19 protein-coding genes are annotated in these 14,197 nt (G+C 57.1%); 10 read left to right on the forward strand and 9 right to left on the reverse strand.

The genetic code is table 11. The features are described 5' to 3' along the window. Positions 1 to 494: 494 nt before the first annotated feature. Entirely contained in the window at positions 495 to 1,283 is a 789-nt protein-coding gene (locus AC07UR_RS31450; protein WP_494700426.1) for a hypothetical protein, read from the forward strand. A 61-nt stretch (positions 1,284 to 1,344) separates the two neighbouring features. Here the strand turns inward: AC07UR_RS31450 and AC07UR_RS31455 are convergent, their stop codons facing one another. From AC07UR_RS31455 to AC07UR_RS31470, 4 genes are all read right to left on the reverse strand, one after another. Then, a complete protein-coding gene (locus AC07UR_RS31455; protein ID WP_494700427.1) occupies positions 1,345 to 1,860 on the reverse strand; it encodes a hypothetical protein in 516 nt (171 codons plus the stop codon). 35 nt (positions 1,861 to 1,895) lie between these two features. After that, positions 1,896 to 2,558, reverse strand: a complete 663-nt coding sequence (locus AC07UR_RS31460; RefSeq protein WP_494700428.1) for an SOS response-associated peptidase — start codon at positions 2,556 to 2,558, stop codon at positions 1,896 to 1,898. Beyond that, entirely contained in the window at positions 2,524 to 2,847 is a 324-nt protein-coding gene (locus AC07UR_RS31465; protein ID WP_494700429.1) for a hypothetical protein, read from the reverse strand. Before AC07UR_RS31465 ends, AC07UR_RS31460 begins: the two co-directional genes overlap by 35 nt. A gap of 125 nt (positions 2,848 to 2,972) precedes the next feature. After that, positions 2,973 to 3,143, reverse strand: a complete 171-nt coding sequence (locus tag AC07UR_RS31470; protein ID WP_494700430.1) for a hypothetical protein — start codon at positions 3,141 to 3,143, stop codon at positions 2,973 to 2,975. Positions 3,144 to 3,252: 109 nt separating this feature from the next. On the opposite strand from AC07UR_RS31470, the gene AC07UR_RS31475 reads away from it, so the two are divergent. Then, on the forward strand, positions 3,253 to 4,176 hold the full coding sequence (locus AC07UR_RS31475; RefSeq protein ID WP_494700431.1) for a DUF4238 domain-containing protein: 924 nt from the start codon (positions 3,253 to 3,255) through the stop codon (positions 4,174 to 4,176). Positions 4,177 to 4,179: 3 nt separating this feature from the next. Continuing rightward, positions 4,180 to 4,959, forward strand: coding sequence for a hypothetical protein (locus AC07UR_RS31480; RefSeq protein ID WP_494700432.1), 780 nt, complete (start codon positions 4,180 to 4,182; stop codon positions 4,957 to 4,959). Between the two features lie 20 nt (positions 4,960 to 4,979). On the opposite strand, the gene AC07UR_RS31485 is transcribed toward AC07UR_RS31480, so the two are convergent. The 3 genes from AC07UR_RS31485 to AC07UR_RS31495 form a co-directional block, all read right to left on the reverse strand. After that, complete coding sequence (locus AC07UR_RS31485; protein WP_494700433.1) at positions 4,980 to 5,528, reverse strand: DUF5710 domain-containing protein; 549 nt, start codon at positions 5,526 to 5,528, stop codon at positions 4,980 to 4,982. Positions 5,529 to 5,791: 263 nt separating this feature from the next. After that, a complete protein-coding gene (ligD, locus tag AC07UR_RS31490; protein ID WP_494700434.1) occupies positions 5,792 to 6,718 on the reverse strand; it encodes a non-homologous end-joining DNA ligase in 927 nt (308 codons plus the stop codon). Positions 6,719 to 6,875: 157 nt separating this feature from the next. After that, positions 6,876 to 7,208 carry a hypothetical protein gene (locus tag AC07UR_RS31495; protein ID WP_494700435.1) on the reverse strand — a complete coding sequence of 111 codons (333 nt, stop codon included), beginning with the start codon at positions 7,206 to 7,208 and terminating at the stop codon, positions 6,876 to 6,878. Between the two features lie 240 nt (positions 7,209 to 7,448). On the opposite strand from AC07UR_RS31495, the gene AC07UR_RS31500 reads away from it, so the two are divergent. After that, positions 7,449 to 9,062: an RcgA family putative transporter gene (locus tag AC07UR_RS31500; protein ID WP_494700436.1), complete on the forward strand. Its 1,614-nt coding sequence runs from the start codon at positions 7,449 to 7,451 to the stop codon at positions 9,060 to 9,062. Then, positions 9,052 to 10,077: an RcgR family putative quorum lactone hydrolase gene (locus tag AC07UR_RS31505; RefSeq protein ID WP_494700437.1), complete on the forward strand. Its 1,026-nt coding sequence runs from the start codon at positions 9,052 to 9,054 to the stop codon at positions 10,075 to 10,077. Before AC07UR_RS31500 ends, AC07UR_RS31505 begins: the two co-directional genes overlap by 11 nt. Here the strand turns inward: AC07UR_RS31505 and AC07UR_RS31510 are convergent. Beyond that, positions 9,970 to 10,680, reverse strand: a complete 711-nt coding sequence (locus AC07UR_RS31510; protein WP_494700438.1) for a helix-turn-helix domain-containing protein — start codon at positions 10,678 to 10,680, stop codon at positions 9,970 to 9,972. The two genes, AC07UR_RS31505 and AC07UR_RS31510, sit on opposite strands and share 108 nt — an antisense overlap. A gap of 706 nt (positions 10,681 to 11,386) precedes the next feature. Here AC07UR_RS31510 and AC07UR_RS31515 point away from each other — a divergent pair. The 5 genes from AC07UR_RS31515 to AC07UR_RS31535 are packed head-to-tail and all read left to right on the forward strand — an operon-like array spanning position 11,387 to position 13,956. Then, positions 11,387 to 11,842, forward strand: coding sequence for a DUF3846 domain-containing protein (locus tag AC07UR_RS31515; RefSeq protein ID WP_494700439.1), 456 nt, complete (start codon positions 11,387 to 11,389; stop codon positions 11,840 to 11,842). Continuing rightward, on the forward strand, positions 11,842 to 12,840 hold the full coding sequence (locus tag AC07UR_RS31520; RefSeq protein ID WP_494700440.1) for a DUF8626 domain-containing protein: 999 nt from the start codon (positions 11,842 to 11,844) through the stop codon (positions 12,838 to 12,840). Before AC07UR_RS31515 ends, AC07UR_RS31520 begins: the two co-directional genes overlap by 1 nt. Before the next feature lie 35 nt (positions 12,841 to 12,875). Beyond that, positions 12,876 to 13,322 carry a hypothetical protein gene (locus tag AC07UR_RS31525; protein ID WP_494700441.1) on the forward strand — a complete coding sequence of 149 codons (447 nt, stop codon included), beginning with the start codon at positions 12,876 to 12,878 and terminating at the stop codon, positions 13,320 to 13,322. A gap of 9 nt (positions 13,323 to 13,331) precedes the next feature. After that, a complete protein-coding gene (locus tag AC07UR_RS31530; protein WP_494700442.1) occupies positions 13,332 to 13,562 on the forward strand; it encodes a hypothetical protein in 231 nt (76 codons plus the stop codon). A gap of 55 nt (positions 13,563 to 13,617) precedes the next feature. After that, positions 13,618 to 13,956 carry a hypothetical protein gene (locus AC07UR_RS31535; protein ID WP_494700443.1) on the forward strand — a complete coding sequence of 113 codons (339 nt, stop codon included), beginning with the start codon at positions 13,618 to 13,620 and terminating at the stop codon, positions 13,954 to 13,956. Here AC07UR_RS31535 and AC07UR_RS31540 read toward each other — a convergent pair. Further along, positions 13,934 to 14,101: a hypothetical protein gene (locus AC07UR_RS31540; protein ID WP_494700444.1), complete on the reverse strand. Its 168-nt coding sequence runs from the start codon at positions 14,099 to 14,101 to the stop codon at positions 13,934 to 13,936. The genes AC07UR_RS31535 and AC07UR_RS31540 overlap by 23 nt on opposite strands. Between the last annotated feature and the right edge of the window lie 96 nt (positions 14,102 to 14,197).

Genomic DNA, 14,197 nt, shown 5'->3' on the forward strand with positions numbered 1-14,197 from the left:
AAGTCATGTAGTGGAAGGTACCGGCGCAGATGGTCGGCGAACCGTTGGTCTCGCGCGAAAAATCCTAGCGCACTAAAAAATCGCATAAGACTTATTATGGAACTAAGTTATTGATTTAAAAAGAATTTTTTACAATTTACCTCAAGCTTTTTCTTAGTCTTCCTCAATCCGAAGATCTCGGACGAACTGTGTGAAGCTCGGAGAGTAGCAGGTCACGAGACCGTACTCTTCGGCCTCCTCCAGAGGCTCCGGTTCGCCTTCATAGGCGACGAGCTCGTGATCCTTGATTTCGCAAACCGCTCAATGCCGTTTGGCTCCTGTGTTTCTCGCATGTTTTTGCGCTCTTCATGGTCCCGCGCGATGCGGGCATCTGTAGGATCGACGTACTTCATAAGGCTCCCCAATTTACCGAGCACAGCGATTTGTAGCTTTGTATCCGACTACGCGCCAGCTACAGCTAATGGCAGCAACTGCAAATCGTCGAGAGTGCCGTGATGTCCTCCGATCCCGTCCCCCTCATGCTTACGCTCAACCGTGATGGCGTGATCGCGCCTGCGCTTCGGACGATGCGACGCGCGAGCGAGATTGTTGCCTTTGTTCTCAACAATCTCGCGGAGCAGGATTTGAGCATGTCACCGAGACCGAGAGCCGAAGGGGGTATTGCGCTTCAATTTGACGAAGATCCGGAAGGTTATGATCGCAAGACGGACTTCACGGACTGGGTGTTGGAGCGCGGCTTTCGCGACCTGGCGAACGGCATTCGTGCGTCATTGGAAGAGGCATATCTGTATAACGACATAGCGCGCGATCCTCCCCAACACACGACCTGGGGCGAGCTGCAGGAGCGAATTGAGGGAATTCGCAAAGCGGGCAACCGGATGAACTTCGTGCAACTCCTGGCGACCGTGAACATCGGTCTCTCGACACCGCTTAGTTTCGACGACGAGTTTTTGTCGTTGCAGAAGGTCCGCAATTGCCTTGAACATCGCCACGGCATTGTCGGACCCCAGGATGTCGATCACGACAATGGTATGCGGCTAGCACTTCCGCGCCTCATGGTATTTATCAAACAGGATGGGTGTGACGTGGAGCTGAAACCTCCGCACTTTGTGCCGGAAGGGACGGCGATTCTCATGCGCCGCAGTACACGAGAGCGCTTTTTCAGGCTCGGTGAGCGGGTCACTTTTTCGGCGCCTGAGTTCGATGAGATCGCGATGGCTTGTTTTTTTTTCGCATCGGATCTTGGGCAAAAACTTCCCGATATTTCGAAACCAATACCTTGAGAATTGTATCATTTGCCAAGAGCGACGACCATCCCCGCCAAAATTTGACTGGACGAAGGCCTCAAGTTTCTGGGGGGGACTGATCCTCAAGGTACTTCTCTGTCAATTCCGTCGCTAACTCCTCCAGCTTTCCGATGCATCTGCCGACTTCATCTGCGTGCTTGCGAATGGTGGCGATGGAAACTTTCCTCTGCTGACCTTCACGGGAAATCCTTGTGAGCCGCGCGCTAATGCGACGCCCCTCCACCGTGAAAGCCGTTACAATCGGAGAGTGCACGATTTCGTTTCGCGTGCTGTACAGGCTGCGCAAACGCTCGGTTAGCACCATGATCGCACGCCGCTCGTCTGCGCTTAGATGAGAGGAGCCAACAATCCGGTCAAATCGACGAAGGCGCTCACTGCCCGCTCCAGACGTTTGAAAAACGTGCTGATGAGCCGCTTCATAATTCCCGTTGAGGATCACGAACGCTAGGTCGACCAACATAAGGTCGACTTCGGCCCATCTTATCGTAACCCTGCCGACTTCTTGAAGCAGCTCGGAGTTATTCTCTGTGTGCCACAGATTGGTTGATACCATGCTCGAATCCTACGCGTGGCGGCTCCCAAAGATTGTCATAAGAGCGTCGGTTCTTCGGCGTGCTCGAGCGGCAGCAGCATCATCCCGTCCGAGGGGTATGGTCGTTGCAGTCGCTTCGCGTCTTTCCACTCCGCAGTGAGCCAGAGCTCGATTTCTGCAGATTCGGTCAAAATGACCGGCATTGCCTTCGGATGGATCGGTTTCACAATCTCGTTGGCATCGCAGGTCAAGAATCCGAAAAGCTCGTGATCGCCATTGCGGGGATTCTTCATCGAGCCACGCTGGCCGTTCCAGGGCGTCCAGATTCCGGCGAAGAACGCGAGTGGTTCGTTCTTATCGAGCGCGAACCATCGCGCAGTTTTCTTCGGCTTCGTGTCCTCGTATTCGCAAAATGCAGTCCAAGGCACGATGCAGCGATATTGCGGTGCTAACCACTTGCGCCAGTGCGGGGAATCGACATTGCGAATGTTAGTGACGCCGTAATCGGGTTTGCCCTTGGTTACGAACGGCGGCGACGGCATGCCCCAGGTGAGGTTCACCAACTCACGTTCGTCGTCAGCGTTATTGCGGATGACCGGCCCGGGCTTGTCGGGGAATACTTCAGTCGTCGGGTTCGCCCGATTGGTCATGTCGCTGTGCGGTCTCGCCGCCCGCCATAGCTCATCAAATTCGACGGTGATCCGGTATCGATTGCACATCCACCCACTCCGAATCGCGGTCGATTCTACCGACCCGCCAGCCATTGTTGCTTGTGTTGTCGCAGCGCGTACAACGCAGCATCGGCCGCAGTTCGTCAAGGGTAGCGTCGCTCCCAAACTTTGCCGCGAGCTCCCAGCGGTTTACCCAGTTGTTGTAATCGCAGGCGGCACAACGGGCACCCAAGATTTGATCTTCGGCGAAATCGGCTAGACGCATATGCCCGATACCGCGATCGGGATTGATCGCGCTCCGATCGGGAACAAAATCAATACCGCGTCGGTGGCGCATGCTCCGCAACTCCTCATCGCCGGGGCTTCCCTACGAAGATGGTATTGCCGTCCCGGTTTTCACGCCGCACTCGCATGGGGCGCGGACCTTCTTCCAGTACAGTCGCTCCGACAGCAACAATGCCTCTAGGCATGTCTCGGTTTCCACTCCGGCCGATGCTCCATGCAGAACCATCTCGGTTCAGCCGTCCCCGCCGCAAAGCCGAAGCTGCCCCACTTCCTGCAGCCAAGATGCTCGCACCAGTGCTCGTGGAGCACCGTTTCCTTTCGAATGCTCGAGCCCGCTTCATCACTCATTGGTGCTTCCATGCCGTCGTATGTGTCAATCTGTTCCTAAAATGTTCTCATCGGCGCCGCCGGTCAATGTCGTTATTCCGCAAACTCGGCAGCTTGCTATATTGCGCGCATGAACAGCGCGAATCCTCCAACGAAGCATCACTACATCCCGGCCTTCTACCTGAAGCGTTGGGCCGGTCCCGATGGAAAGGTCACCGAATTCACCAAGCCGTATCGGGATATTGTCGTAAAGCGGATCATGCCCGAGAGAACCGGTTACCAGGAGCGGCTCTACGAATTGAAGGGCTATGAGCCAGAACTTGCGCAGCAGATCGAGGAGAAATTCTTTAAACCAATCGACACTTGGGCGTCCGATGCGCTCGACATGCTCGAACGCTATGGACACGAGGCACCGTGGGATTCGCACAGTCGATCCGCCTGGACGCGCTTTATCCTGTCGCTGCTGCTGCGCTGCCCCGAGGACATTACTCTCTTCCGAGAATGGTGGCACGCAGATTTCGGCCGAACCGACGATGCTGCCGAGGCTAGGTATCGCGCTGCGCGGGACTCAGGCGACCCGGCGACATTCGCGGAGTTCCTGTCGGGCCAGCCACTAAGTCTCAAGGAGCGGTACCAGTACCAAGTTCTTTTCTCACTGATTGACCACGGAAGCATCGGCGGCGAAATGAACGAGATGCATTGGCGAGTATTGCAGACGCCGATCGGAGCCCCAAGGCTTCTGACCTCAGACCGCCCGATCCTGCGGACGAACAGCATCAAAGGGCCGGAGACTCATATCGCCCTGCCCATAGGCCCTAGGCTTCTCTTCATTGCATCCCCAGACGCCGACTTCCTTAAACAGGTACTTAAGGCAGACCGGGTAGGGCTGACCAAGGAAGTGAACCGGCAGGTAGCCGAGGGGGCCGCGAGGTTTGTCTATGGCGTCGACGAGAAACAAATCCGCTTCGTGCAGAATCGTTTCGGGAAGACACCTCAGCCGAGATTGATGGAGAGTCTGATTGAGATGCGAATGGCCACTACGAAGGGCGCTTGATTAATGACGGCATACTTCAGCAAAAAGGCAATCGACAAAATTTATGCCGGCCAGAAAAATATGCGGCGGCGGTTCGCTTCTCTGCGCGAACAGTTCCTCACCCGCAACTACAAGTCCGATCGTGGTCGGGAGTTTGCTTATCACGGATTTTCCCGTCGCCTCGGAACGATGGTTCGTGCGGTTGATTTAATCTTTGAGAAGCTTCCTCCCGAGCTTGATCAGATTCCGGCAAAAGAGACTATTGCCGACGCGACAATAGCAATCCAGTCGTTCGTAATGAATGCCTTCGGATGCCTGGATAACCTCGCTTGGATCTGGGTTTGCGAGAAGCCAGTATTGAAGGACGGAAAGGAACTGGACCCGATGAAGGTCGGCCTCGGGCCAAAAAGCAAGGAGGTGCGCGCGTCATTTAGTCCGGAATTCATCGCGCACCTTGAAAGCCGTCAGGATTGGGTCGACCAACACCTTAAGGGTTTTCGAGATAGCCTTGCTCATCGGATCCCTTTGTACATACCACCATACATCGTCACGCCTGAGACAATCGACAACTACAACAAGCTCGAGGCGGAGTCGGCCGAGGCCTTGCGCAATCTAGACGTCGAAGCATATGAGAAACTGCAAGTGGCTCAGAAAGCCCTAGGAATTTGGCGACCATGGATGACGCATTCGGTCACTGAGAAATCGCCGCGGGCCGTCTTTCACCCACAACTGATCGCTGACTACATGACGATCGATGAGTTCGGCCACGAGATGCTCAACGAACTGGCCCGGCAGGGTTTGTGACCGGGCTTTCCCCCTGGGCGTCAAGGCAGGAAGCCTAATTCGCGCGCTATGGACAGAGCGGCGTCAGCCGTCTCCGGCAGCCACCACACTTTTTCTGCCGGCGACCACCGAGCGCCGATCCGTTTTGCTTCTTCCTTCCTTTCGAAGGGCACCATGAGACGCACACGGGCCACTTCTTCCGTTTTCTTGACAGGCTTGGGCGGCTTTCCCTTTCCCCGCTTTCGATCCAGGGCTGCCAATGCCGCATCTATTTCGGGGTCGTCCAGCAAGCGCAGGGTTATACGATTGGCCCAAGAAGGAACCTCGATCTTCCGCCAGGTTTTATAGGTGCCCGGAACTCGCACTGGCGCCAGCCCCTCTTTTAAGGCGCCGTCCAAACTATAGACATCCATAAGGGCGGAAGGGCTGCCGAAATACGGGGCAGGCTTCGTCATTTCGCCGATCCGGATCACGCGTGCACAGGTGCCACCCCACGTGGTTCGGCGGATCCAAAACCCCGGACCCCCGTTTTCGACGAACATCTCGTAGACGTTCTGGTTGGTGCTTTCCTGCCAGCTATCGAACGCCATGGCGACCTCCCTCCTGTGTACGCTTAGTGCAGTCTTGGCGCCTTAAGGAAGACCCCCGCGCTGAACTCAGCCATCGCCTCATTGGCTTCGATCGACATTACGTGGTTTTCTGCAAGGGCTGATCAATGCGGCGGCCGTCTCATGCCGTGTCCAGTCGACGGCTTCCGCCGCCGCAGCCACGGCATGAAACATATCCTCAATCGCCTCCTCGCAATCGAGATATCGGTCAGGATGCGTGGTCGGACGTTTCGGGCGTCGAATCTTTACATGTCCCCTCCTTCTGACGGCCGCTCATCCAAAGAGTATACAGTCGCGTCGTCCGCGCGCGGTCGCACCCCCTTGAACGAAGCGTGGCGAAGCCTCTGATCGCCGGTCCAGGCGCGGTACTCGATATCGGCAACAAGATGCGGCTCCGTGAAAACGGCGTTTTTCCGTTTAAGGTTCACCGGCGGCTTAGTCACGATGATCCCTTCAAGCAGCTTGCGCAGTTCCCGTGACATCTCGTGGGACCAACCGGTTCCGACCCCGCCGACGTACACCAGGTCATCGCCCTTCCTTGCCGCGAGCAGAAGCCGCCCGATTGCTCCGCGCACGGTTGACGGTTCAAATCCGACGATCACAAAGCTGTCGCGCTGCGCGCATTTGATCTTCAGCCACTCAGGGCGTCGGCCCGAACGGTATGGTTTGTCCCGATGCTTCGCAATAATACCCTCGAGCCCATGTTCGCAGGCCACTCGGAAGAATTGTTCGCCTGTGGCGTCGACCTCCTCTGAAAGCCGGATTGCGCCGGCCTTGCTGGCGAGAATCGGCTCGAGCATCGAGCGGCGCTCGCGCTGTGGCAGTCGGCGAAGATCCCGGCCATTCAAATAGAGGAGATCGAATGCGAAGCAGATGATTTCCCCGGCTTCATGAGACGCCGGTCGGCGCCCGAGCGCCCGTTGCAGCATACCGAAGTCGGACCGGCCCCGTTCGTCGAGCACGACGGCCTCCCCGTCGAGGATCGCAGTCCCTAGCCCGAGCCGGCCCGCTTCGTCTGCGATCGTCGGAAATTTCTTGGTCCAGTCATTTCCGCCCCGCGTGAGGATCCGAACCTTCTCGCGCTCGATGTGGACCTCGATGCGATAGCCGTCCCACTTTACTTCGTATGCCCAAACCGGCCCCTCTGGTGGCTTGCCGGCGAGCGTTGCCACGCAGGGACCCACAAGACCTGGCATTGGATCAGCTTGAGAGGCGGTCTCGGTTGATTTTGTTTTAGCCATTCCGCATTTACGCACAGATCAGCGAAAATGCACCGTCCCCAAACCGTGTTAGGGGGCGGATTCGGTAGTACGCGAAATAACAAGAAACTCAACAAACCGATGCGCTTGGCCGATCGCGAGGAGCTTCCAAGACGGAATTCATTTCATTGGCGTTTAGGGTACCCCGTGTCGCGAACAGGTAAGCCGCCAAATAGATCAGCTTCTGCCTTGATTCCCGAGAACCCCGCGGCCTGTAATTGACGATCGCCAGTCGGGCGGCTTCTTCATCCCGCGCAACATCCAAAAGTCCATTTGGATAGGCGACGCTCGTAACCCCTTCCGCCGCCGTGCGTTGATCCCACGCACGAACGGCATTCGCAGTCGCCAGACGCGCCGCAATATGCCGATCAATCAAGTCACCAAGGGAAACCGCAGTTTCCATGAATCCGCGACTATGGGACCGAAACGAGCTTGATGAGCTGTCGGTCTCTATCGCGTGCTGCGACGCTGATGACGACAATGGCATGGTTGAATGCCTCACCGATGGCAAATGAACCCCTCCGCCCCACAGTTGTACGCTTCATCTTCGAAGCGCTACCAAGTTGCACGAGTGATAAAACCTTGATTGAGAACAAAGGCACGATAGGATACGAAACGAAACGAAACCAGAGCCCGTAAGCCATTGTTAAAGAATGGAAAGTTATTTCTCCCTCCGCCGAAAGAAGGGAGTGATTTCAAAGAACTCTTTAGACAATCAGCCGCGGCAGGAGCGGGTCGGCCGTTGGGCAGTGATGGATTTCCCGCAGGCCCATGGACGCCCGAGCTTCTTGCAGAGGCGATTTCCCAGATCGATTCCAACCGGATCGGGGTCGATCTGCGAACAGTGCAGCTCTGGTTTCAAGAGAACGATAAAGGAATTAGCACGGCCAACATTCGTTGGCTGGCAAGGGTTTTTGGGTGCGATGATCCGGCGGCAACCAGCGAATGGCAGATAGAGCTTAGTGCGGCGCAATCTCGGTTAACCGCCAAGAGGCGAGATTCGAAGAAAGCGGGAAGCATCGTTGCGCCAGGGGCTCCAGATCTGGAACGTACTGCGACCGCCGATGATGAGCCAGAGTCCCCGGCAGAGCTAACGCAGGATACAGACCGCCAGGGGCCGAGTCGGCGTATCAGTTTGGCGAGTAGATCGGAGGCGCTTTTTAGTCGCGGATCTCCCTTGAATTTACCGGCATCGGTGTTTGCGGGTGCCACCGCTCTTGGGTTTTTGTCTTATATCACGGGGATTCACAACGCTACTTACAGCCGGGCAGATGGCCTGGTTAAGCAGGTTGGATTCCTTTGGGCGCCGAATTGGACATTCGTCTTCATGGTGCTTCTACCGCTGTTTTTTGCGTTCGTAATAGAGCTGCTGGTCTTCTGGAAATATGAAGCGCGCATAAAGCTTGTAGCGCAGGGCGACCGGATGGAAAGCGACGATGCTTGGGCGCGCAACGTTGAAGCTTCTTCGTATACATATTGGGCGGTTTTTTTAATCTGTGTGTTGTTCGCCGGTCTGTTTCAGTGGATCGGCGTGTCCTTGATTCCGTTGATCAAGGGTGGAGGCAACTACGCGATAGATTGGGGCAAGTTAGCAATTGTGCGCCCTGAAGTTATATCTCTGCCGATGCAGATTGTATTCACGGGGCTCGCTTACCTATACATGTGCCTATGCTTCTATCTGTTCTTCGTAGGTCTCATTTTGCTTCATACATTGGTCCATGATCTTTGGAAAATTGGAGAGGCATCGAAGAATCGGCCGGGAGTGGATTATCAATACGAGGTCTATGAAGTCAGCCTACGGGTGATGCGCGGAATTTTTCGGTGCACTGTTTTGGGGATTCTGATCGCCATATGCATGAAGGCCCAAAGCTCCTACCTGACATCGACTGGCGAGAATATTGCGGCTTGGTTGGTCAGCGATATGTCTTCAGCCCTGTCCGAGCCTAAGGATGTGAGCAACGGGTTTCGCTATAGAATGCCGACGCATTACACCAGCCTGCTAATTGCTATTTCGACCTGCGTTGTTTTTCTGTATGGCTCCATCCGTTTAGGCGCCGAAAGCCGATTTCATCTGCCCTTGTGGAAGATGTCGACGGTTGTAGCATTACTCTTGGCTGGCTACCTGCTAATCGATGCGTTTGCAGGCTTTTCGATCCTCCTGGGCATTGGAGTGCTGCTCGCAATATACGGTCTAATTGATCCAGGGTTTGGCCGATGGCGTGCGAGCGAGTTAGGAAACAATCAGAGTGTATCATAGCTGGCTTGATCGGTGGGATGAGCGGCGGGCGCGGCGCGGTGAGGAATGGAAGAAACCAACCGATTTCATCCTTGACGCCGACCGCGCCTTTCCAGGCGCGAAGAACGTAGCGACTATCGAGGAGTTTTGTGTCCTTGCGGACCAGGCCGTGGCTGATCCAACCTTTTTCACTCAGTTGCGTGGGAGCGATCAAGGTTTTCAAAGGCAAGACGGATGGCTCAAATTTCCATCGGATATTGCTACTGACATTGAAGAGAACAACGTCGTCCGGGCAAAAATCACGGAAAGCGGGTCGTTCGCTAGGGCGATGGTGATTTTTCACCATTGGAATGCAAGCGGTCGGAATCGTCAGATAGCCAACTTTTTCTCGCAGCGTGGCATCACGGTTGTCGAAATGGCTATGCCCTATCACTTCGAGCGCAGCCGTTCCGGTTCCCTGTACGCCGATTACATGCTTAGCTCTAATCTCGGTCGAACGATCCAGTCTGTAAGGCAGGCAGTCTGGGACGGGCAAAAACTCATACGTTGGCTGAAAAGCGAAGGCTATCGAGAGATTTCGGTTCTCGGTATGAGCTTGGGTTCCTGGGTCGCAGGCATAATCGCGGCGCACGACCCGGCTGTGTCGAAAGCCTCGTTATTTCTGACGGCGGGAAGTCTCGCGGACATGGTTTGGACGGGGCGCGCGACACGATCGATACGTGCAAGCCTTGAGCCTGAGATTGAGCTGAGCGATCTAAGAAGGGCCTGGGGTCCACTGAACCTGGAGAACTACGCGCATAATTTGGCTCGGTCCGACCTCGAACTTCACGTTGTGTTGGCTAGGAGGGACAAGGTTGTTTTGCCAGAGCTATCGGAAAGCTTCATGCGGAGGCTGAAGGGCGCCGGAGCCAGGCCAAATATTCTGCAATTAAACTGCGGTCACTATTCGCTCGCCATGCCGCCTTACATTTTGTTGGCCGGCTTGAGCTTGAAGCGGTTTCTGTCGCGTGCTGACAAATCGGCCCGGCGAACATGAGCTTGACGTTGGAATCTCGCTCTCCAGCATGACCCGTTCAGTCCGATTGCCATGTTCGGCACCTCCCTGCAAAGGATCAACAACGGGCGGAAGAGATTGCGCGGCTAGCGCCGCGCCATCTCTTCCGCCTCCGTTGCTATCGATGGTCGTTTGAGAGGCAATGTGATTGAGCAGGCTCAGAACGTCGCGCAAGGTTTCCTCGTCGAAGCTCCGGAGCTTTTCGATCGAGGCCAACAGCAGTTCCGCGCAGGTTTCCGTTTCCCCCCAAAGGTGGCGTGCCGGCGACGATAGAATCTCTTCCGGACTCGCCCCCAGGACCTCGCAGAGGTGCACCAGACGGCCGACCGTCAGACGGGAAACGTTGTTTTCGTAACGCTCATAGACCCGCTCGCTAAGACCAAGCAAGGTCGCCACCTTTTTCCGCGCCAGTCTTCGACGATCCCGCGCTTCCCTCAGGCTTGAGCTGATTTTGCCTTCAAGTTCCGCACTAAGAATAACCCGACCGTCGACGGGCTTGCGATAGATAGGTTTACCGTTTTGGGGGTCTTCAACTTGCTGTAAACCGAGGTCTGAAATCCATTGCTCGAGAGACGGTCCTGCCAAGAGTGATCCTGCCCATAGGTTGTTTGTGGCCCAGACCTTTCTAACGCAAATGGTTGTATCTTTGGACCCCCTAAAACGTCTTGTCTCGAATCAATTTGGCGCATCGCTGACGCGACCCCGCTCTATGCCTTCGGCACGAAGCCCGCTGAAAAAGGTCTTCGCCCATAGGGTAACGATCGGTTGCGCAAGCGCCACTGCGCGGCCGCCTCGCCTTGACTGCACCAAATTGCCTCCAAATGCCGTTTACAGCGCGCTTGAAAATCAGCATATTGCTCGCCGGAAAAACCAATCAAGAGTTGGTGATGGCAAGTCGCTAGCCCTTCTTGTCATCCACCTGGGGGCCGCCCTGATCTAACGAGGCAGGGCGGCCCTTTCCGTATCTGAAATGGCGGCCGCCTGGCGGCCGGCTTTGTTCTTCCGTAGGAGGGAAAGAGGGCGCCGCCCTCTCTCCCTCACAAGGGAAAAAACGGTCTCCCCGTCCTTCCTCCGCTCGCCTTCATCTCACTCCGTGCAGGATCGACGCGGATCCGCATGCGCAGATCATGCGTCGCCCCTTCGGCTCTGCCTCGGGCGGGCGAACCCCCTCCGTTTTGTTCCCTTGCCTCCCTCTCTCCCGCTGCTCCGCGCGAGCTCGGGGAGCAGGAGCGGGGCTCCTGCCCCTCGGGCAAGAGCTAGACCGCTTCGCGGAAAGGAAAGGGCTAGAACCATGATGCGCGTGAACATTGCTTACCTGTTGGACCCGGAATCCACGATTTTTAAGCCTGTCGAGCTTCTCGTTTCGATGGGCATCCGGCCGATTTATGACGTGATCGGTTGCCGCTTGCTCGAAGCCGTGCGCTTCGATGAGAAGCACACGCTTTACGTCGACGAGGAAGGATTGCAGGACGGCCTGACCGCCTTCACCATCTTTGAAGGCTTCCCGCAGCCGATCGCCGGCAAGATCGTGCTTATCGGTGGCGATGGCAGCACACCTTACACGTCCCCCCTCATCAGCCTTGAGGATGCGGCAAAGCATTTCAAGTGCTGCCGCCCGGTCCTGGACCCGGTGTTTGCCAAGGCCGACGAGATTTCACCGGGCGGGATCATCATCGCCGGAGCGCTCGCAGGCTTGCAATGCCGCATCGAGCGCCGCGCCCCTACCCTTGTGGAAGGAGAGGCATGATGAAAATCGCAGCCTTTGAAAACAACATCCTCGCCATCGTCGCAGGAACCTTCGCCGCAACCATTGCGGCGGAGGACATCGAGGCGGAGTTTCACGCCCTCACCCACTTCCCCGACCGGCGCACGAAGGCCGAGCTTTCCGAGCTTGCGGAGCGGTTGAACCAGTTCGCCGCTTACGTGGCCGAGCTTTGGGACAAGGCCTGCGCACCTATTCCGGAACCGGAAATTGAAGCCTTCGCCCGCCGCCACGTCGAATTGACGCGGCGCTATTGGGCGGCGGAAGGCCGTTGCATGAACTGGTTTATCACCGGCCCCGCCCGCTTTCCCGTCGCCCGCAATGAAAAGCGCATGAGGATTGCCGACGCGCGCCGCGCCGACCTCAAAGCGCACGAGGCGATGGCCCGCAAGGCGGTGAAGCGGAAGGCGTTCCCGCATGGCACGGATGATGAGCCGATCCGTTCCGGCGATCCGGTCGCCCTGCAGAAGATCATGACGCGCATCGAGGAGACGGCACTTGCCATCGACCGGATGAAGGCCGCGAACGCGATCATCCGGCGCATGGAAAAGGACCTCGTCAATGAAGAGGACATGATTGCCGCCGTCGTGGCGAACACCGGCCTTTCCCCGGAAGCCGCAGCCAACGGCATCAAACTAGCGCCGTGGCAGTCCCGGCGCGGTTTCACCACGACCAACAGCCGCGCCGAGCTTCGCCGCCTGCAACAGCGCCTTGCGGTCCTCGCAAGGATGAAGGAGCGCGGCACTCAAAGCCAAGAGGTCGAGACGAGCGCCGGAGCCGTCGAGATCAAGGAAAACGCCGACATCGCGCGTATCCAGTTGATCTTTCCCGGCAAGCCCGATGATCCGACGCGGCGCGTCCTTAAGGCCAATGGCTTTCGCTGGTCGCCGTCGCAAGGCGCGTGGCAACGGCATTTGAACGAGGCCGGGCGCTACGCGGCGCAATCCGTCCTGAAAAACATCAGCGGCGCCGGCGCCGCCTGATCAACCGCCCCCAAATTCGAAGGAAGGACATTCCGATGACCCAGGCAATTTATTTCGTCATGGAGTTTCACGGCACGGGCGATCCCTATTTCGGCGGCACAGCCGCCGATTGGGCGCTCTACAAGACCGAGGACGGCGGACAGGCGTTCATCAGCGCCGCCGACGCGCAGCGCCGGAAATTGATCATGGCCTATTATCCGACCACGACGGAGGCGGAACATGCCGGAAACGCAGCCAGCACAAGGAAAGGGCGGATTTCCGCCCTTCCGGCCAAGCTCCGGCCGGAGGTGCCGACCGGGCAGATTTCTTGGATTGTTGGCAACAAGCATGTCGGTGAGAACGATAGCGAGCTCGCCGAGGATATGGCTGACAGGGCGAAACGGGCGGGCGCGACCGATCCGGACATGGTGGCGCAGATCGTCGCCTATGCCCTTGCCTGCCACCGCGCCAATCAGTCGCTTGTCGCTCACTTCAACCTGTAGGGAGCGGACATGCGACACCAGCGCCGCAACGTCGAGGTTTTCGATACGCCGTCAGGCATGGGCGGAAGCCTCACGGTTTCCATTGTCGAAGAGCTTGCCGCCGATAAAGTGCGGGTGCGCGTCTGGTACGGACGCGCAACCGCGAAGGGTTGGGAGGCTTGGAAGGATTGGGACGGCTACGGTTTCGAGACGGAGCGAGCCGCCCTCACCAACCAGCGGACAATGCCGCTTTTCAAATAGATCGAGGCCGCGCCATGGCGCGGCCTTCCCCCGAACCGACCAAGAGGAGCCGACATTGAGCCGCTACACCGCTGAAGTGAAATCCGCCACCAAGGCCGACCCGGAAGCCGCGATCGGCTATGACCGGCCGCTAAGGACCTTTTTTCTACAAGCGTTCCCCGACCCGGAAACCGACGAATGCGCCCTGTGGCTAGGCGCGTTCCTTGGAGAATACCCCAGCCTGGAATCGATCATCGAAACCGCGCGGGGGCAAGGCTACGAGGTTCACGGCCTCACGCGCGAGATGATGCTGGCAATGATCAAGGAAGCCGGACCGCCATCCCCGCCGAGCCTACGGCAAAGCCGCCCGCCTTCTACCGCCAGAGGCAGTCCTACCAGGTCTGAATCGCGTTGACGGTCTTCACGCCCATCCAGTAGTACCCGAAGCACAGAACGGCCACGATTGCGGCCGCGAGCGGATGGACTTCGAAATGCAACGTCCCGAGCAGGAAGGTGATGACCATCGCGACTATGCCGGCGTTGATGTCTATTGGTTGCATGATGCTATCCTTCAGAAAAGGCTACAGATTGTTGATGAGCCTGTAGCTTCCTGAGTCTGGCCTGGACCCTTGCAAGGAACGAATCTGTCTGGATTT

This window comes from Ensifer sp. GW821-FHT05G01, from assembly GCF_059419585.1.